This is a genomic window from uncultured Ellagibacter sp., from assembly GCF_934617235.1.
Classification (GTDB): Bacteria; Actinomycetota; Coriobacteriia; order Coriobacteriales; family Eggerthellaceae; genus Ellagibacter.
This window is the reverse complement of the sequence record NZ_CAKTTZ010000003.1, coordinates 1-19,112: the sequence shown is the minus strand read 5'-3', so window position 1 is coordinate 19,112 and position 19,112 is coordinate 1. Positions and strand designations below refer to the sequence as shown.

Genomic DNA, 19,112 nt, shown 5'->3' with positions numbered 1-19,112 from the left:
GATAATGCAGCAAACGCCCGACCCCGTGGTATGCGCTATTCGCGCATAGATTGGATTCCCCATGACCGAACATTGCGCCTCATCTGCGCACAAAGAAGAGCGCTCTGCGGAAGGCGTGGCTCTCGATGCGCCTGCAGCACCCGAGCACCCCAGCGCGCAAAACCCCGATCCGGGGCGCATCTACATCAGCGAGGTTCAGCGCCATCAGGCCCGCTATCGCAAGCTCATCCAGTTCACGAGCTCGTCCACGAAGGCTGCGGGTGCGATGCTCCTCGCGGCGATCGCGGCGCTTGTGGTGGCGAACTCTCCCGTCGCCGACGCCTTCTCCCATTTCTGGCACACCGACGTCGGCTTCGTGTTCGGGCAGGCGCAGGCGACGATGCCGCTCTCGCACGTTATCAACGACGTGCTCATGGCAGTGTTTTTCCTGCTCGTGGGCTTGGAAATCAAATACGAGATGACGGTGGGCGAGCTGACGAACATCCGCCAGGCGATTCTTCCCATCGTCGCTGCGGTGGGCGGTGTGCTCGTGCCCGTTGCCGTCTACTCTGCGCTCAACGTGGGCAATCCCGACACGGCGGGCGGTTGGGGCGTCCCGACGGCAACCGACATCGCGTTCGCGCTGGGAATCTTGGCGCTTCTCGGCAACCGCGTGCCGAACGGGGTGCGCGTGTTCTTGAGCACCTTGGCCGTCGCCGACGACATCATCGCGATCATCGTCATCGCGGTGTTCTACGGGCAGGCGCCGTCTTTGCCGTGGCTTGGCTGCGCGGCGGTCGTCTTCTGCGCGCTGTTGCTCATGAACAAGCGCCACGTGTTTTCGCTATATGCGTATCTGCTGGTGGGGGCCGTGTTGTGGTACTGCGTGTTCATGTCGGGCGTGCACTCGACCATCGCCGGCGTTCTGCTTGCGTTCGCGATTCCCTCCGGCTCGCGCGTGAACGTGAAGAGCTTCATCCGCTGGTCGGGCGAGCGCGTCGCCGAGGCGAAAAGCGCCTTCAACGCGCAAGAACCCGTCATCGGGCAGGAGGATTACCTGAAGACGGTCTCCTCGCTGGCGCGCGTATCAAAGCAGGTCGTGCCCCCGGCGACGCGTTTGGAGCATCTGCTCTACCCCTGGGTGTACTTCGCGATCTTGCCCCTGTTCGCGCTCACGAACGCGAACGTCGGGCTTGCGGGCAGCGACCTGGGCGCCCTGTTCTCGAACCCGGCGCTGCTTGGTGCGTTCTTCGGCCTGGTAGTGGGCAAGCCGCTTGGCATTATGGCCGCGAGTTTCCTTGTGGTGAAGCTGAAGGCGGCGAGCCTGCCCGAGAATGTGACCTGGATGCATATGCTCGGCGCGGCGGTTTTGGGCGGCGTCGGCTTCACCATGGCAATCTTTGTGGCGAACCTGGCCTACGTCGATGCGGCCACGATCGCCGCGGCGAAGCTCGGCGTCCTTTTAGCCTCGCTCGTCGCGGGCGTTGCGGGCTTCTCGCTGCTCGCGGTGCAGGCGAAGTCGGCGCAGAAGCAGGGCGTGGCTTTCATGTCGATCGGCCCGAGCGAGATGCAGCGTCAGACTGCAGGCGAGGAAGCCAACGCCGCATCCGAGAGGCTCCTTCGCGAAATCGACGATCCCGAGGTCATTCGCGAGGTGGAGCAGGCGCTTGCGGGGTGCGAGGGCATTGCGGAAGTGGCGGTTTCCCTCAAGGAGAAGCGCTAGCCCGGGCGCGGCGGCGTTCGGATGCGGGCGCCGCCGCGGGGCGCTTGAACTTGGCCGCCCGTGTTCTCGAGCTCTCGCATTTCGCACTCCTGAACGGGTGCGTATGGAAGTGCGTCCTGCAGGCGTAACGCGTCCCCGCCGATTTCGCCCCTGCGCGTCCCGACTAGAGGTCGAACTCTTCCCGTTCGAGGTCGAGGAATTGCGAAAGCGAGCTCGCAAGGCCCCGATAGAGCCCGCATCGTGCGCGTTCGTGCAGGTTGCGGCAGAAATCGGGCGCCCATGCAAGCAGGTGCTCGCTAAGGAAGCGCTGCTCGATGGCGCGCGCCTCGCCAAGCCCCTGCGCATCGATCGCGTCTTCACACGATGCCTCGCGTTCGCAGAGAAGCGCCATGAACTCGAGCTCGAAGCTCAGGTGATCTTCGGGAAGCGAGATACCCTCATCGAGCGCGAACCCGCAAGCGCGGTATTGTGCGCGCACATCGTCGCGCGCGTCCTGCATCAAAAGCCCCTCTTCGCTCGTGTAGACCGACTCGTAGGCGATCACAGGGTTCGGCGACATGTTGAGCAGAAGCGCCGCGAAGTCGGATGCCGCATCGGCGCGGGCTCGCTCGATGTCGCAACCGTTGAGCGTCGTGAAGTATTCCCCCAGCTCACCTTGGATGGCGGGGGCGAGTTTTGCCGCCTGCGCCAAGAACTCGGCGGAGGGTTCTTGCATCAGAAGCCCAGAGAACAGGCGATAGATCGAAGCGCGGTCGCGGGGTAGCGTGTTCGTGTCGTTTGTCGTGGGGTTGTCGGTCATGGAATCTCCGGTTCGGTGGCTCTCAGGTTCGGGCAATGCGCCCGGCGCGTTGGCGTTTTCGCCGCTAGGCACCGGGCGCATGGGGAAGGCTAGCAGCCGTTGCTGTCGACGGCTTTCGTGCCCGACCCTTCTTCCTCGGATTTGAGGTCGTCGGGGGTCTTCACGACGGTGGCTTCAGTTACAAGCTCGTCGTAGGCGGGGTTTTCCTCCTGAAGTGGCAGGGAGAGAAGCTCCTGTGCGGTCTTGCCGCTCTCCGCCTTTACCTCATCGCTTGCGACGCCGTACGTGAGGGCCTTGGTCGGGCAGGCGGTCACGCAATGGGGGGATGCCCCCGGTTCGACCCCGGCGCCCAGACAGCAGTCGCAGATTTCTGCGCCGTCGTCGGAGAAATCGGGAATGTCGAAGGGGCAGGCTTCAAGGCACGCCTTGCATCCGGTGCACTTCGTCTTGTCGACGGTTATGATGCCGGTGTCCTCTTGCTTGGTGAGCGCCTTGGTCGAGCACGCCTTCGCGCAGGGGGCGTCGGCGCACTGCAGGCAGGCAATCGAGATAAACGTGCGTTTCACCTGCGGAAACTCGCCTTCAGTAAACTCGTGCACCTTGCGTCGGGCAGCGCCTCCCGCCTTGATGCCGTTCCACTGCTTGCACGCGATTTCGCATGCCCAGCACTTGATGCACTTCTCGGAATCGACATGGAAGCCGTATTGCGTTGCCATGGTTATTCATCCCCCTCGGTCTTGCTGATCTTGACGAGCGTCTGCTTGGACATCGCCGAATGGAAGGCATCGAACTTGTCGATGTCGGAGTTGTACAAAACGGTGGTGTCTCCGCCGCCGTCGAAGCTGCTGTATCCGGGAAGCCCCAGCTCATCGCATGCTTGCCACCAGCCGCGCCGCGCCATGAGCACTTCGGGGGAAAGGCCTTCGAAGTATTCCGCTTTGAGCTTGACCCAGCCGTGGGGCGACTCGATCTTCACCCAGTCGCCGTCGGCGATGCCGTATTTCTCGGCGGTCTTGGGGTTGATGCGCACCCAGGGGTAGGGCTGCTTCTCGCGCAGGTAGGGAATGCCGACGAAGTAGCTGTGCTCGCAGAGGCGGTACGCATGGACGTCGGTGATGATGAGCGGGTACTCCTCGGTGAGCTCCGGGGTTTCCGCGATGCCCTCGGGAGGCCCGGAGTAAACGGGGAGGAACTCCAGCGTGCCCGTATCCATGCAGTTCGGCTTGCCGCCGATCCACTCGTTGTAGCACTGCACCTTGCCGCCCGGGAGCTGGGCGAAGAGCTTCTCGTAGTTCTGGTAGGTAGGCTCGCTCGGCTTCGCGCCGTCGGTGCGCTCGACGAAGATGCCGCCGTTCGCCTCACGCAGCTCTTCGAGGGTGATGCCCGAGCCTTTCAGCTGTTCGCGCAGGCACTCGTCCATGTCGCCGCCCCAGAAATCGTCGCCGTAGCCCATTTCCACGGCCAAATCGAGCCAGAAATTCCAGTCCGAGCGCGATTCTCCCATGGGCTCGGCGATTTGCTGGTTGAAGCCGATGAAGGTGCCGGCGGCGGAGTTCTTCGTGGCGAACTGCAGGCCCGCTTCGTACTGGATGCAGGCGGGAAGCACGTAGTCGGCGTAGTCGCACGAGGAATTCCAGTGCGTGTCGACCACGAAGTAGAACTCGAGCTTCTCGAGCGCTTCGGCGATCTTTTTGGGCTGGCGCGTGGCGCCGAAGGGGTTGGTTCCCTGCGCAAGCACGACGCGAAGGGCGTAAGGCTTCTCGGTGAGGATGCTCATAAGGCCCTTGTAGTACGCCGACGACCCGCCCGACTCGGTGGTCTGAGGAGTCTGGTACCAGCGCGGGAACTCGGGGGCGACCAGGGCCGATATGCCAGCAGCGTAGCCGTTTGCCTCGTCTTGCTCGCTCATCGGCATGCGATCGGCGAGGATGTTGATGGCGCTCGTCTTGATGAGGCTCGGCGGGGCGACCATGCCAGCTCCGCCGCCGCCCGCAATGTCGAGGTTGCCGGTGATGGCCTCGATGAGGCACACGGAGATGGTTTCCCAGTTGCCGTCGTTTTGCTGGTCGCCGATGCCATTGCCGTAGAGGATGCCCATGGGCTTGGTGGTTCCCATGGTGCGAGCGACATTGCGGATGACGTCGGCGTCGATTCCGCAGATCTCAGCCGCCCATTCGGGGGTGAACTGCTTCACGTGTTCGGCGAGCTTGTCGAAGCCCGAGCACCAGTTCTCGACGAAGTCGTGGTCGAAAAGGTCCTCGCCGATGATGATGTTCAAGAAGGCGAGCGCAAGTGCGCCGTCGGTGCCGGGGCGGATCGGCATCCAGATGTCGGCCTTCGACGTGAGCTGATCCATCATCGGACGGATGTCGATGAGCTGCATGCCGCGTTTCTTGGCCTCGACGATGCGCGCGGGTTTCCCTTGGTTGACCTCGGAGTTCTCCGGGTTGGCTCCCCAGATGACCAGAAGCTCGGTCTTGTCGAGCTGGCCGGGATAGCAGTTTGCGCCTGCGCCGATGGAGATGCGCTTGGAGGCTGCTCGCTGAGATGCGCAAATGGCGCTGTGCAGGTAGTTCGGGGTGCCGTAGACGTTCATGAATCGGCGGCCCATCTGGGCAAGCACCGGCCAGAACTGAGGGGAGAGCACGCCGAATGCCTCGGGGGTTCCAGCGTCTTTGAGCTCTTTGAGCTTGTCGGCGAGCGCCTTGATGCCTTCGTCCCAGGTGCAGCGCTCGAACTTGCCCTCGCCCTTCTTGCCGGTGCGGCGCATCGGGTACAGAAGGCGCGTGGGGTCGTAGATGGTCTGCATGGCCGCCTGGCCCTTTGCGCACAGGGAGCGCGAGCCTCTGCCCCAGTTGTTGCCGGCGACGGGGTTGCCTTCCACGTTGGTCCAGCGGCCGTCTTTGATGTAGCACAGCGTTGAGCAGCCCGAACGGGTCGGTCCGCACATCTGGCAATAGGAATGCCGCACTTCGGTGACGGGCTCCTTGGCGTCGCTTCCGTCTGATTTGGCAAGGGATTCGGATGTGCATCCGGTGAGCGCCGCAAGGGCGCCGATAGCTGCTGTTCCCTGGATGAACGACCTCCTGGTCAGGCAGTGCTTCGTTTCTTCCATTTGATTCCACCTCGTAGGCCACAGTGCGATGCGGTGTGTCGGACGCGCGAACGAGCGCGCAAAAAACAACCTTGCGTCTCCCACAAGGTTTTTCAATCGATTGCGTTCGGGCGATCCGAATTCGCCTTCGTGCTATGGCATTCTCGTCTTGTTGATTCTTTGCAAGCAGAATGTCGCGCCCCCGCGCGTTGCAAAGCGGAAAGGGAAGGGTTGCAGAAGAGGGCATAATGCCCCGGCCCTTCGACGGATATGATACCACCCAAGATGCATTCGGGCTAGCCTGGCGAAGCGCCGGGTGCGCGCAAGCGGCCGTTTTGCTCGATGAGCGATGGTGGATGATGGTATACCGATGAGCCCGCCGCCTGCAGGAACGTGTCAGTTTCGGGTTGCGCTATACTTTTCCTGGCATTTTTCAATCAATCGGAAGGTCGTTTCAATGGATACTGCCGCCATCGTGCTCGCAGCTGGTGCGGGAACTCGTATGAAGTCGAAGAAACCTAAGGTCGCGCACGAGATCCTCGGCAAGCCGCTCGTTCGCTGGGTCGTTGACGCTGCGCGCAAGGCGGGCGCCGATCGCATCGTGTCGGTAGTGGGACACGCCCGCGATATCGTGGAGCCTTTGGTGTCCGACACCGAGGTCGTCGTGCAGAAGGCGCAGCGCGGCACGGCGGATGCGGTGCTCACCTGCAAGGACGCGCTTGCCGGCTTCGATGGCTCGCTGCTCGTGCTCTCGGGCGACTGCCCGCTTATCACACCCGATACCATCCGTGAGCTCGCCGATATGCGCACCCGCTCGAACGCGGCGGTCGTGGTGCTCACCATGGAGCTCGACGACCCGTTCGGCTACGGGCGCATCATCCGCGACGGCGAGGGGCGCGTCGAGCGTATCGTCGAGCAGAAGGATGCGAACGCCGCCGAGGCTGCCGTCACCGAATGCAATTCCGGCTTCTACTGCTTTGACGCGCAGGCGCTTTTCGAGGCGCTTGAGCAGGTGGGAAGCGACAACGCACAGGGTGAGTTCTATCTGACCGACGTGCTCGAGATCTGTCGCGCTGCCGGGCGCGATGTGCTCGCGCTTCCCGCAAGCGATGTTTCCGAGTGCTTGGGTGTGAACTCCCGTGTGCAGCTGGCTGCGGCGACGGGCGCTCTGCAGGCACGCATCAACAAGGCGCATATGGCGGCGGGCGTCACCATGTGGGACCCGACTCAGGTGTGGATCGGACCCGACGTGCAGATCGCGCCCGACGTGGAGCTGCTCGCGCAGACGTATCTTCTGGGGAAAACCCAGGTGGGCGAAGACTCCGTTATCGGGCCGAACACGCGCCTGACCGACACGGTCGTCGGCTCGGGCTGCACGGTCGATGAAACGGTCGCAATCGAGGCGCGCATCGATGACGGCGCCACGTGCGGTCCGCGCGCGTATCTGCGTCCCGGCGCGCACCTGTGCGAGGGCGCGAAGGCCGGCACGCATGTGGAAATCAAGAAGTCCACGATCGGTCGCGGCAGCAAGGTTCCGCACCTAAGCTACATCGGCGACGCGACGCTCGGCGAGGGCGTGAACGTCGGCGCAGGCTCGATCACCTGCAACTACGATGGCGCCAAGAAGTGGCCGACCACCATCGGCGACGGCGCCTTCATCGGCAGCGACACCATGATGGTGGCCCCCGTGAACGTGGGCGCGCATACGCTTGTTGCCGCGGGCTCCGTCATCACGAAGGATGTTCCCGACGGCGCGCTCGCCATCGCCCGTGGTCGTCAGGAAAACCACGAAGGCTGGGTTGAAAAGCACCATCCGTCGAACTAGACTGCGCAGTGCTTGACAGGCGGCGTCCGCAAGGGGGTGGACGCCGCGCCCGCCGCAACGCCTGCCGGGCGTTAGTGCGTCCGGTGCCTGAGGGCTTTTCCTGTGAGCGCGATTGCGGGCCGCGGGATGTGGCCTGCGGCTTTCGAGCGTGGCCTTCGACCCGTGACCACGGCCTGCGGCGCGCGAGATGTGCGGCGGAGAGAGATTATTGATAAGAAGGGGAGTTCGATGAAGCGAGATTATCCGCATCTGTGCGCGCCGCTTACGGTGGGACGCCTGACGCTTCGCAACCGTATGCTATCTGCGCCGATGGGTGCGACCGATATCACGGCAGAGGGTACGCCTGGGCCGCGCACCCAGGGGTTCTACGAGCTGCGCGCGAAAGGCGGCGCGGCTGTTGTCACCGTGAGTGAGCTTGTGGTCCATCCCAAAACCGACGGCTCGCAAATGCTGCGACTGTCCCTTAAAACTCCAGGTCAACTTGGCGCTTTCACCTATCTTGCCGATGCGATCAAGCGTCACGGCGCGGTTGCGTCTATCGAGCTTTCCCACTCGGGCCAATATGCCGGCACCTACATGGTCGACAAGGAGAAGAAGGGCGATCTGTGCCAGTGGGGGCCTTCCGACGGCGTGCGTCCCGACGGCATGCCCGTGCGCGCGCTTTCGCATGAGCAGATCGCGAGCATTGTCGCGGCGTATGGTGAGGCGGCAGCGCTCGCGAAGCGTGCCGGCTTCCAGATGGTCATGGTGCATGCGGGTCACGGCTGGCTGATCAACCAGTTCCTCTCCCCCTATTTCAATAAGCGCGAAGACGAATACGGCGGGCCGCTTGAGAACCGCATCCGCTTTGCGCGCGAGGTGCTCGCTTCGGTGCGCAGCGCTGTTGGCCCCGGATTCCCCATTGAGCTGCGCATAAGCGGCGCCGAGCTCTTCGAGGGCGGCTACGATGTGGAGGAGGGCGCCCGCATCGCCCATGCGCTCGAGGATCTGGTCGACCTCATGCATGTTTCGGCAGGGTCCTATCAATTTGGCTTCTCGATCACGCACCCGTCGATGTTCCGCGACCACGGTTGCAACGTGCATCTTGCGGCGGAGATCAAAAAGCACGTGAGTATTCCCGTCGTGGCGATTGGCGGGCTTTCCGACCCCGCGCAGATGGAGGAAATCGTCGCGAGCGGTCAGGCCGACGCCGTCGCCATGGCGCGCGGGCTTCTGGCCGACCCCGAGCTTCCTTCCAAGGTGATGGCAAATCGCGGCGATGACGTGGTGAAATGTCTGCGTTGCTACGTCTGCATGGCCGAGCGTGCCGTGACGCAGACGCGCCGCTGCGCGGTGAATCCGCTTATCGGACGCGAGTTCGAGGGGATGGACGTCGCGCGGGCTTCCCGTTTGCGCAAGGTTCTCGTCGTGGGCGGCGGCATCGCCGGCATGGTCGCCGCGGCGACGGCTGCCCGCCGCGGGCATGATGTCATCCTGTGCGAGCGCGAGGGCGAGCTCGGCGGCATTCTGCGCACTGAGGCAGCGCTGCCCTTCAAGCGCGATATGTACGAGTTGGGGCGTACCTATGCGCGCTTGGTTGAGCGCCTTGGCGTGGACATTCGACTGAATACCGAGGTCGATGCCGCCTTCGCGGAGAGGATTGCGGCCGATGCGGTAATCGTCGCCGTGGGGTCCGCGCCGATTCCGATGCCGCTTCCTGTGGAAGAGGGCGCGCGTGTGCTCTCAATCGACGACCTGTACTTGGAAGGCGAGCAGCCAGGCGATGAGGTCGTCGTCCTCGGCGGCGGGCTGACGGGCTGCGAATGCGCGATCAACCAGGTGCGACTCGGTAGGCGTGCGCACATCGTCGAGATGCGTGACGGTCTTGCCATCGACGCCAATATTCGCCATAGGCCCATCTTACTTGCGGAGGTCGAGCGTGCGGGCATCGACGTCAGCCTGAACGCCCGCGGTGTGCGCGTGGAGCGTGGTGGGCTCGTCGTTGCGGACGGGGATGGAGAGGAGCACCTTGTTCCTGGCGACACGGTGATTTGCGCCATCGGCCAGCGCTCGTGCAGCGATGCGGTGGACGCCCTGCGAGATGCGGCGCCGTTCGTGCGCATCGTCGGCGACGCGGTGCGGCCTTCCAATATCACGACTGCGGTGTACGAGGCCTTCCACGCGGCGCTCGACATTTAGGTTGGCGCTGGCCGCGCGGCGCTGGCCAGCTGGGATGGCGCCTACCACGCGACGCTGGCCAGCTGAGGTGGCGCCTTCCACGCGGTGCGCGACATCGAGCTAAAACGCCGGAACCGGCCAATTTCGCCGGCTGCTGGTTAATCTCGCCACCTTCCCATACGCGCGGCGGCACGCAATGCCGCCGCCCCGCCCCTTCCGCCGCGCCCCCGCACCTTCCGATGCGCTGCCAATGAAGAAAAATGCCCGATGTGCGTAGGCTTTGGCGTAGGGCCTTTCGCAGCAGGCGCTTCGGAATCAGAAAAGCCCAGGTCACGCATATGGCAACTAATCGGCATCCGAGCTCGCTCCGCGAAAACCTACGCACATCGGGCAATTTTTTGTAAGCCCCTCGGTGAGCAAGTGCCGGAATGGGATGTATCGCCTCGCGCCAACTGGATCCGCAACTGAAGGTTGCTAGGAATTCGTGCTTGGTTGGGATAGAGTTTTGCCAACAGGTTCGAGAAAGGGGCTTTCAATGGATATCGCAACAAAACTGATTGAGCTGCGTAAACGCAAGGGCCTGACGCAGGAAGGACTTGCGGCGAAGCTGTACGTGACGCGGCAGGCGGTGTCGCGTTGGGAGCGCGGCGAGGTTGTGCCGGGCATCGACATGATGAAGCTCATCGCGAACGTGCTCGACGAACCCATTATGCATCTGCTCGATTTGCCCGAGCACTATTGCGAGAGCTGCGGCATGCTTTTGACGCCGGCCGATTACGGTTCCGACGCTGACGGATCTAAAGATGAGCATTACTGTAAATGGTGCTATGAACAGGGAAAATATACCTACGACACCACAATGGACGCCATGATCGAGGATTGTGCGCCGCGCTTGGCCGAAAACACGGGCATGTCCCGCGACGAAGCGGTGTCGCTTATGGGCGCGGTGCTGCCGCATTTGAAGCGTTGGAGTGTTGTACATGCCAACGAGATGATCCACGGAAAAGAAGCGCGCGAGCGCTACGGCGATGCTGCGGTCGATGCCGCGAACGAAAGACAGCTCGGCATGAGCGAGGCTGAGTGGGTCGAGAAGGAAACGCTTGAGCGGGCGATTATCGAGCAGCTGAAAGCCGCGATGGCCACAAGAGATGCAATGGGGCCCGAGGCGACGAAGCTCGCGCAGATGCATGCCCAATGGATTCGCGCGCAATGGGGCGAAGGGGCGTATTCGCCGAATGCGTATGTTGCGCTCGCCCAAAGCTACCTTGCAGATGAGCGATTCGTCAATTACTACGACTCACGAGCGGGCAAGGGCGCGACGGCGTTTTTAGTTGCGGCGATCGAGGCCGCGATGGAGGAAAGGGGAATCGATTAAGGCTGCTGTTTCTGTTCCGCAGGATTTCGCTTCCCTCTGCGAAGATACCGCGAACTTCTCGCGCATCGGCGCGGAGCTTGGATACAATGGACGATACGAGTCTTGCCTTCTGGGCGGGAAAAAGATGAGTCGATTGGCACAAGAAGGAGCGCCGCATGGAATTCGAGAAGATGAAGAGAATCGCTGTATTTTCGGGGTCTTCCAACCCGAGGCTGTCTGATAAAATTGCCCTTGAACTGGGCGTTTCATTGGGAAATGTGAAGCTTGAAAAGTTCGCTAACGGTGAAATCTACGCTCGCTACCTCGAGAGCGTGCGCGGTGCCGACGTGTTCATCGTGCAGTCCGTGTGCTCGAGCCCCAACGGCTTCGACGTGAACGACAACCTGATGGAGCTGCTCATCATGATCGACGCCGCTAAGCGCGCGAGCGCCCACAGCGTGAGCGCCGTCATCACGCACTACGGCTATGCTCGCCAGGATCGCAAGGCCGCTCCGCGCGAGCCGATCACGGCGAAGCTCGTCGCCGACCTGCTCACTACCGCCGGTGCTGACAACATCATCGCGATCGACCTGCACCAGGACGCTATCCAGGGCTTCTTCGACAAGCCGGTGAACCACATGACCGCGATGCCCATCTTCGTCGACTACTACAAGGCCATGGGCTTCGACCCCGAGGAACTTTGCGTGGTGTCTCCCGACGTGGGCCGCGCGAAGGCTGCGAAGAAGTTCTCCACGCTGCTCGATTGCGATATCGCCATCATGCATAAGGACCGCCCCAAGCACAACCAGGCCGAGATCACCGCGCTTATTGGCAATGTTGAAGGCAAGATTTGCATCCTGAACGACGACATGATCGACACGGCGGGCTCCCTTGTCGCTGCGGCGGCAACGCTTCAGGCGAAGGGCGCGAAGAAGGTCTTTGCCTGCGCGACGCACGGTCTGTTCAGCGGCCCGGCGTTCGATCGCATCGATAATAGCTGCATCGAGGAAGTCGTCGTGACCGACGCCGTCCCCGTGCCGCTCGAGCGTCAGACCGGCAAGATCAAGGTTCTCACGCTTGCCCCGCTGTTCGCGCAGACCATCAAAAACGTTTACAGCAACGGCTCGGTCGCTTCGCTGTTCGAATAGGGTACGAAGTATATGTTTCTTATTGTTGGCCTGGGGAACCCCGGGGAGGAATACGAGCATACGCGCCACAATGCCGGCTTCGACACGGTTGATAAGATCGCAGAGGAAATCGGTGTGCGTTACTGGAAAAACGAGTGCGGCGCGCTGACCGGCAAAGGCGCTTACCACGACATCGACGTGGTGCTCGCCAAGCCGCAAAGCTATATGAACACATCGGGCGGCCCGGTGAAGCAGCTTATGAACGCGTACGGCGTGTCGCCCGATCATCTGGTCGTCATCCACGACGAGCTCGACATCGACCCGGGCACGATACGCGTGAAGTTCGGCGGTGGGCACGCGGGCCACAACGGCCTGCGCTCGATCTGCGACAAGCTGGGCACGCGCGATTGGTTCCGCGTGCGCTGCGGCATCGGGCGCCCGCCGGGACGCATGCCGGTGGCCGACTACGTGCTGTCCCTCCCCAAGAAGGACGCGGCGGACGACTTTACGCAGGCGACTGACCTGGGGTGCGAGGCGGCGCTGTTCCTTATCGAGCACGGTTTGGAAAAGACGCAGCAGAAATTCAACTAGCGCGTTTTTGTCCATCTTCGCACGGTTTCTTTAAGCCCTGGAAGAGCCACTCTTCCAGGGCTTTCTTACTTGCAGTTAACGCTTTCCATCTCTGCAGGCCATGCGCCTGTTCGTAGCGCTCTCGCCGCTTTTGCTTCGAATACCGTCGTGCTGAGTGTCCCATTTTCGTCACTTTTTGCTTTACGAAAAGCGAAGAACAACTTTACATTGTCCCGCTTTCGGGGCGTTTCTTCTTTCTCTCATAATCGATGTGGCGTATTGGACGCTCTTGGGGATCGACGAAAAGGAGAAAACGCGTATGGAAGCGCAAGCGCGCATGCGGCAAACCTCTCACGCGCGGCTCGGGGTGAGTGAACCCTCGAATGCCCGCACGAGAAAGCGGAGGATGTTCGGTTGGAGAAGGCGCCTTGTTTCGGCAGGCTTGGCCGTTGCTCTTTCTGCAACGATGGTGCAGCTCCCTCCACAGCAGATGGCCTTCGCCGACGAGACGGGTATCGGCCCGGTTTCGATGGAGTGGACACGGGAGATTTACAACGGCGTTGAGCTCTCGCACAGCATGAGTGAGAACGATACTGGCCTTCAGAAGACCTACACGGTCGATTTCGACCCGAAGACTGCCGAGGTGGAGCCGGTTGTTTCGTACGGTACCTATGTTATGGGCGGCGACATCATGTCGGATTTGGTTGCCGATGAGGAGCGCGGCGGCAAGAAGGTCGTCTTCGGCATCAACGGCGATGCGTACGACACGACGAACGGCGTCCCGAACGGCTTGACGATTCGTGATGGCGTCCTGATTTCGACCTCGAAAAACGGCAACGACGCCGTGGGATTCAAAGCCGATGGCACAGCGGTATTCGGCAATCCGAGCGTATCGGTGACTGCCGACCTTGGGAACGGGAATCAGCTCGCAATCGACCAGGTGAACACGGAGCGCAAGCTCGACACAGAGGGTGCCTATCTGCTCACCGAGCAGTTTGACAAGGCGACCGAGTCGAGCCAAGCGGGCGTGGAGGTCCAGCTTTCGGTGACGACCTCCGGCTACACCGGCGTTCGCATCGGCGGCTCCTTCACGGCGACCGTAACCGCGGTGAACCAAGTGCAAGCGAATGCCGATAAAAACACTACCGCGATCGGCAAGGGAAACATCGTTCTCGCAGCGAACAGCGCGTCGAGCAAGTATGCTGCCCTGTCTGCCCTTGCGCCGGGGCAGACGGTGACCGTGAGCGCGCAAAATGCGAGCAGCGAAGTCGACTGGTCCGAAGTTCAGCAAGCAATCGGTATCTTCCACACACTGGTGAAGAACTCCGTCGAGACTTCTGCGGTGAACGATGACGACGCCGTTCACCCGCGCACCGCTATTGGCATCCGCGCCGATGGCTCGCTTGTACTCTTCCAATGCGACGGTCGCCAGCCTGGCTTTGCCGACGGCATGACTTTCGCCGAGATGACCAACTACCTGGTCAACGAGAAGCACTGCGTGAACGTCTTCAACCTCGACGGCGGCGGCAGCTCGACTATCACCGCCACGCTGCCAGGTGACGAGGATTCGACGGTGCTCAACCGCCCCTCCGACGGGCACGAGCGCGCGAACAGCAACGCGCTTCTGTTTATCGCAAGTGCTCCCAAGCAGGCTGACTCTCAAACGACCAAGCTTCACGTGTACCCAAATATGGACGAGGGATATGGCACGATAGTCGCTTTGCTCGAGAACGGCAAGATGAGCTTCTCAGTGAAGGGCACCGACGACAACTACTACGCATCCGAGGTTGATTCTTCCAAGGTGAGCTTCTCTGCTGAAGGCGGCATCGGCGAGATTTCCCCTGATGGTACGCTTACTGCCGCATCGGGAGCACATGAGGGCTCGGTGAAGGCAACCTATGCCGGCACCGAGGCGACCGGGTCGATCGACGTGAAAGTGACCGACAGCCTGACGAAGCTCGTTGCCGATCGCTCTATCGTCTCCGTTGCGCCCGGTGCCACGACTCAGCTTTCATTCACTGGCGAGGACAACGGAGTTCCCGTCGTGCTTACAAGCGATGCGCTCGCCTTTAAGCTTTCCGACGACTCTCTCGGAACCATCGCTGCAGATGGCACGTTTACCGCGGCAGATACGCAGGGGACGGGCACGCTCGAAGTGAGCTACAAGGATTGCACGCTAACCATGCCGGTTGAAATCGGCAAGCTGCCGGTGACGCTCAACGACTTCGAGCAACCTCTCGAGGAAGTGGGCTGGACCTGGCGCTACTTCACGCCCGAACGTGGTGGCGATGCCTCGATGTCCATCAATCATGACGAGCGCTTCGTGAAAAGCGGCGACGGCAGCCTGCGCGTCGATTATGATTTCGCGACGAAGCCCCTCACCGGCACGGTGACCTGCGAGGCGGGCCCGGTTGGCGGCATGGAGCTCGAGGGCCAGCCGAAGGCAATCGGTTGCTGGATTTACGGCGACGGCCAGGGCGCATGGGTTCGCATCCAGCTGGCTCCTGCAGCTTATGCGGGCGACACCTTCGTCGATTGGAAGGGATGGAAATACATCGAGACCCCCATCCCCTCGACCGCCAGCTTCCCCTATAACCTGAAGTGGGGCATTCGCGTGCTTTCCACGCCGACTACCGGCGCTCCGAACAAGAAGGGCACCATTTACGTCGACGGGCTGCGGGCGGTGTACGATTACAAGAATGATGACACTGCGGCGCCCGAGATGGTTCCCGACACCGACGTCTCGCCCTCCGACGGCGCAACTGAAGTGGGCCATCAGCCGGACATCAGCTTCACGGTGCGCGACCCGCAGGTTGAAGGTTCCGCATATACCGGCATCAACACCGACCGCACGAAGCTGTGGATCAACGGCCGCGTGATGGACAACGTGCTGCAAGAAACGCTCTCCGACGGCAGCGTCAAGGTCAGCTACATTCCCTCTGCGCTCACCAGCCTGCGATCCGGCTTGAACAAGATCAAGTACCGTATCGAGGACAATGCGGGCAACAAGTACTTCAAGGAATGGTCCTTTACCGTTGCAGGGTACGCGGTGAACCTCGAGGAGACGAAGCCCGCAGGTGAGAAGGCTGCGGCGGGGTCGACCTTCGACTATATCGTGAACGCCACCGACTATAAGAACTTCGAGAACTTCGATTTCGATCTGAGCTTCAATCCGCTTTACGTGAAGCTTGTCGATGCGAGCTACGACAATCGACTGAACGCCTCGGTCAATGAGGTCGACAAGGAAAACGGGTCGGTGAAGTTCTCGCTTTCGGGCATGAAAGATTTGCCAAAAGACGAGAACAACCCGCTTGTGAAACTGCGATTCCAGGTGACGAACAACTCGGGCGGTCAGACGGGCATCAAAGTTAACAAGGCCGTTGTGCGTCAGACGGGTGAAGTCGACGGCACGGATCTCTACCTGGAAGGCTACGACCGCGAGCTGGCTTTCAAGTACACGCTTTCTTGGGATGGATCGACGGCTGGGCGCGGCACCACGTTCACGGTGACCGACTCCGATGGCAATCCCGTGGCCGGCATGCCGATCAACGTCAAGCAGGGCGATAACGTCATCGATCTCGGTGCGGTAACCGATGAGAATGGGCAGATCGCCACTGACAAATTGACAAGCTACTCAGTTGGCACCTCGTTTACCGCATGGGTGGTTGACGACACGGGCGCTCTTTCCAACGAGCAAACCGTGCAGGTCTACGACAGCTTGGGCTCGCTTGATCCCGAGAAGATCGCGGTGACTACAGGTGAGAATCCTGCGACGTCGGTGGGCATTAGCTGGGAAACGAGCCTTGCTGTCCCCGCAAGCAGCCTTGTGGTTTCCACGAATGCCGACCTTTCGGACGCCCGCACTGTTGACGGCGAGTCGCGCACCATCACCACGAGCGAGAGCAGCTTCTCTCGCCTGTACCAAAGCTGGGGCGTGAAGCTTACCGACCTTCCGTCCGATACTACCTTCTACTACAAGGTGGGCCAGGAAGGGCATTGGAGCGAAGTCAAGAGCTTTACCACAGCGCGCGGCGGCAGCGACACCACGATTGCGTTCTATGGCGACATCCAGGGCAGCTACGACCGATTCCCCGAGACCATCGAGGCGCTGCGCGGGTTCTATCCCGATGTCGATATGAGCCTCATTGCAGGTGATGTTTCCGATTCTGGACAGCTCTACAGCGAGTGGAGCGCCATCGACGCCGGTTTCGGTAGCTATCTTGGGTCCGGCATCTGGGGTGCGACTATCGGCAACCATGACAGCTACTTCGACGCGCAGTCGTTCACGGGTCTGTTCAACGGCCCCGACAACGGCACCTACACCACGCCGCGCAACTACTGGTTCGAATCGGGCGACATGGTCATCTACAATCTCGACACCGAGGCGACCTACTCCTACGATCCGGGCTTCAAGAGCCAGATTTCCCATATGGAAGAGGTCTTCTCCGCGAGCTCGAAGCCTTACAAGGTCGTGCTCATGCATCGGAGCGCGTATCCGATGAACTACAACGAAGAAGATGTGCGCGCCCTCGCCTCCGATTTCGATCGCATGGGCGTGAGCCTGGTGCTGTCCGGACATGACCACATCTATAGCCGCACGAACATGACCGGTGGCGAGCGTGCGACCGATGGGTCCGGTGTGTACTACGTGGTGGGAGGATGCTCTTCAGGATCGAAGTTCTACGACGCCGATGTGAACGGTCGCCCCTGGCAAGATGTTGTCTATGACGACAACAGCCCCGTGTTCAGCGTGGTGAAGACCGAAGGCGGCAAGCTGACGGTTGAAGCTTACGCGATGGAAGGTGGTTCCACGCGCATGATCGACTCGTTCACCTTGAGCAAGCCGAACGAGCCTGTGGTGCCGACCTACGACATCATCTATCACTTGGACGGCGGAACGAATGTCGCCTCCAACCCGGCGTCCTATGAGGCGGGCGCGGCGGTGAAGCTCGCCGATCCTTCCAAGGAAGGTTATGTGTTCGACGGCTGGTATGCCGATGCAGACTTCACCACGCCTGTGTCCGAAATCAGCGCCGACGCTTCGGGTTCGGTGGAGCTTTGGGCGAAGTGGCGCAAGCCTGCGACCTTCTCCGACGTCGATCAGAGCGCCTGGTATGCGTCGGGAGTCTCCTTCATGGAACAGAAGGGCCTCATGACGGGTTATTCCGATACGACGCTCTTCGGCGTGGGCGATTCGCTGACGCGCGCTCAGCTTGCGATGATCCTGTGGCGACAAGCCGGCAAGCCCGAGGCCTCGAGCGACGCCAATGAAACCGGCATGCCCGACGTGGAAGCGGGGCAGTGGTACACCTCCGCAGCGAATTGGGCTGTGGCGCGCGGCGTCATCAAGGGTGTTGAGCTGGCGGATGGCACTCGAGCCTTCCAGCCAGATGAGCCTGCCACGTTCGAGCAAGCGGTGGTGATTCTCGGTAATTACGCGGCGCAAAATGACGTCGCTGCGGCAGACACGGCGGTCCTCTCCCGTTTCGTCGACCAGGCAGGAATCGCTTCTTGGTCGGCCCAGAGCATGGCGTGGGCTGTGGAGAAGGGTCTCATCACCGGATATGAGGAACCTGACGGATATTATGCGCGCGCCGGGGAGAACATGCCTCGCGAACGCGGAGCGGTTCTGCTCAAGCGAGCTTTCGAGCTGGGCATCTTGAAGTAACGGAGCGGCTCGGTCGAAAACGTCAGCCCTGAGGCATTTTAGCTGCTCCCGGGCTTCTAAGAGAGCGGATAGCTTCGTCGCTTTCTCCCTGAAAGGCCCGATTCCCAGTGAACTGCGCCCCAAAACTTGGACGGTCTAAATAAAGACTACGCCACCAGGGACTGGCTCCGGAACTCCTCCGGGGTCAGTCCCTTCAGTTTAACCTGGCGTCTTCTTGTGTTCCAATGGACGATATAGGCGTCGAGGTCCGCCTTGAAGGACTCGAAGTCGGGCCAGCTGCGTCCCCGGAAGAACTCGAAGCTCCTATGTATGTCAACTCTCTCTTTTCGCCTGAGATTTCAGCCAGGCATCGTATTCTTCCAGGAACCGAACGTTCATCAGGCGGCCGGTCTCAGCGTAGCTTACCTTTTGGAATCCGACGTTGAGGGCCTTCCCCGCTTCCACCAAAGTAATGCCCAGAGCTTGTCTTGCGGGGCGCAGATCCTTCCACGACGGCCCTTTGATTACGAGCGGGTTGCGCAACGCCCGGAACACCTCGCGGGCGATGTAGCGCTTGAGGCACCTGATGGCCTCCTTTTTGGATTTTCCGTCGCGCTTGCGCTTCCCGACGTAATCTTTGATCCTCTGATCATACGACATCCTGGTCACTGCGATCTGGTAAAGCGCCCTGTTGGCGCGCCTGTCGCCCCCTCTGTTCAAGCGATGGCATTCCGTTTTGCCCGAGCTCGCCAGTAGCGGGGCGACGCCGCATAGGGAGGCGAACTCGGCCTCGCTTCTCAGCCTTTCGGGATTTCCCCCGCCGGCCACGGCCAGGGC

General features: G+C 61.4%; 10 protein-coding genes and 2 pseudogenes. 7 read left to right on the top strand and 5 right to left on the bottom strand.

Going from position 1 to position 19,112, the window contains the following annotated elements; genetic code table 11:
- Positions 1-61: 61 nt before the first annotated feature.
- Positions 62-1,702 (top strand): Na+/H+ antiporter NhaA, encoded by a 1,641-nt coding sequence (gene nhaA, locus Q0G85_RS01085; protein ID WP_297153921.1) that lies wholly within the window; start codon positions 62-64, stop codon positions 1,700-1,702.
- A 163-nt stretch (positions 1,703-1,865) separates the two neighbouring features.
- Here the strand turns inward: nhaA and Q0G85_RS01080 are convergent, their stop codons facing one another.
- The 3 genes from Q0G85_RS01080 to Q0G85_RS01070 all read right to left on the bottom strand — a co-directional run bounded on the left by Q0G85_RS01080 (position 1,866) and on the right by Q0G85_RS01070 (position 5,616).
- Positions 1,866-2,501 carry a molecular chaperone gene (locus tag Q0G85_RS01080; protein WP_297153920.1) on the bottom strand — a complete coding sequence of 212 codons (636 nt, stop codon included), beginning with the start codon at positions 2,499-2,501 and terminating at the stop codon, positions 1,866-1,868.
- A gap of 89 nt (positions 2,502-2,590) precedes the next feature.
- On the bottom strand, positions 2,591-3,217 hold the full coding sequence (locus Q0G85_RS01075) for a 4Fe-4S dicluster domain-containing protein (RefSeq protein ID WP_297153919.1): 627 nt from the start codon (positions 3,215-3,217) through the stop codon (positions 2,591-2,593).
- A 2-nt stretch (positions 3,218-3,219) separates the two neighbouring features.
- Positions 3,220-5,616 (bottom strand): molybdopterin-dependent oxidoreductase, encoded by a 2,397-nt coding sequence (locus tag Q0G85_RS01070; RefSeq protein ID WP_297153918.1) that lies wholly within the window; start codon positions 5,614-5,616, stop codon positions 3,220-3,222.
- Positions 5,617-6,052: 436 nt separating this feature from the next.
- Here Q0G85_RS01070 and glmU point away from each other — a divergent pair, with 436 nt between their 5' ends.
- The 6 genes from glmU to Q0G85_RS01040 all read left to right on the top strand — a co-directional run bounded on the left by glmU (position 6,053) and on the right by Q0G85_RS01040 (position 18,296).
- Complete coding sequence (gene glmU, locus Q0G85_RS01065) at positions 6,053-7,420, top strand: bifunctional UDP-N-acetylglucosamine diphosphorylase/glucosamine-1-phosphate N-acetyltransferase GlmU (RefSeq protein ID WP_297153917.1); 1,368 nt, start codon at positions 6,053-6,055, stop codon at positions 7,418-7,420.
- Between the two features lie 228 nt (positions 7,421-7,648).
- Positions 7,649-9,598 carry an NAD(P)/FAD-dependent oxidoreductase gene (locus tag Q0G85_RS01060; protein ID WP_297153916.1) on the top strand — a complete coding sequence of 650 codons (1,950 nt, stop codon included), beginning with the start codon at positions 7,649-7,651 and terminating at the stop codon, positions 9,596-9,598.
- Positions 9,599-10,112: 514 nt separating this feature from the next.
- Positions 10,113-10,952: a TipAS antibiotic-recognition domain-containing protein gene (locus Q0G85_RS01055; protein WP_297153915.1), complete on the top strand. Its 840-nt coding sequence runs from the start codon at positions 10,113-10,115 to the stop codon at positions 10,950-10,952.
- 155 nt (positions 10,953-11,107) lie between these two features.
- Positions 11,108-12,079, top strand: coding sequence for a ribose-phosphate pyrophosphokinase (locus tag Q0G85_RS01050; protein ID WP_297153914.1), 972 nt, complete (start codon positions 11,108-11,110; stop codon positions 12,077-12,079).
- 12 nt (positions 12,080-12,091) lie between these two features.
- Positions 12,092-12,649: an aminoacyl-tRNA hydrolase gene (pth, locus tag Q0G85_RS01045; RefSeq protein ID WP_297153911.1), complete on the top strand. Its 558-nt coding sequence runs from the start codon at positions 12,092-12,094 to the stop codon at positions 12,647-12,649.
- A gap of 445 nt (positions 12,650-13,094) precedes the next feature.
- Positions 13,095-18,296 carry a phosphodiester glycosidase family protein gene (locus Q0G85_RS01040; protein ID WP_297153908.1) on the top strand — a complete coding sequence of 1,734 codons (5,202 nt, stop codon included), beginning with the start codon at positions 13,095-13,097 and terminating at the stop codon, positions 18,294-18,296.
- A 146-nt stretch (positions 18,297-18,442) separates the two neighbouring features.
- On the opposite strand, the pseudogene Q0G85_RS01035 reads toward Q0G85_RS01040, so the two are convergent.
- Both Q0G85_RS01035 and Q0G85_RS01030 read right to left on the bottom strand, forming a co-directional pair.
- Positions 18,443-18,592: pseudogene (locus Q0G85_RS01035) on the bottom strand (IS3 family transposase); the annotation flags it as partial.
- Between the two features lie 232 nt (positions 18,593-18,824).
- Positions 18,825-19,112 (bottom strand): annotated as a pseudogene (locus tag Q0G85_RS01030) (transposase); the annotation flags it as partial.

What these genes read in the sequence shown, in the direction of transcription:
- nhaA (WP_297153921.1), top strand. Translation starts at nt 62, where the DNA reads ATGACCGAACATTGCGCCTCATCTGCGCACAAAGAAGAGCGCTCTGCG.
- Q0G85_RS01080 (WP_297153920.1), bottom strand. Translation starts at nt 2,501, where the DNA reads ATGACCGACAACCCCACGACAAACGACACGAACACGCTACCCCGCGAC.
- Q0G85_RS01075 (WP_297153919.1), bottom strand. Translation starts at nt 3,217, where the DNA reads ATGGCAACGCAATACGGCTTCCATGTCGATTCCGAGAAGTGCATCAAG.
- Q0G85_RS01070 (WP_297153918.1), bottom strand. Translation starts at nt 5,616, where the DNA reads ATGGAAGAAACGAAGCACTGCCTGACCAGGAGGTCGTTCATCCAGGGA.
- glmU (WP_297153917.1), top strand. Translation starts at nt 6,053, where the DNA reads ATGGATACTGCCGCCATCGTGCTCGCAGCTGGTGCGGGAACTCGTATG.
- Q0G85_RS01060 (WP_297153916.1), top strand. Translation starts at nt 7,649, where the DNA reads ATGAAGCGAGATTATCCGCATCTGTGCGCGCCGCTTACGGTGGGACGC.
- Q0G85_RS01055 (WP_297153915.1), top strand. Translation starts at nt 10,113, where the DNA reads ATGGATATCGCAACAAAACTGATTGAGCTGCGTAAACGCAAGGGCCTG.
- Q0G85_RS01050 (WP_297153914.1), top strand. Translation starts at nt 11,108, where the DNA reads ATGGAATTCGAGAAGATGAAGAGAATCGCTGTATTTTCGGGGTCTTCC.
- pth (WP_297153911.1), top strand. Translation starts at nt 12,092, where the DNA reads ATGTTTCTTATTGTTGGCCTGGGGAACCCCGGGGAGGAATACGAGCAT.
- Q0G85_RS01040 (WP_297153908.1), top strand. Translation starts at nt 13,095, where the DNA reads ATGGTGCAGCTCCCTCCACAGCAGATGGCCTTCGCCGACGAGACGGGT.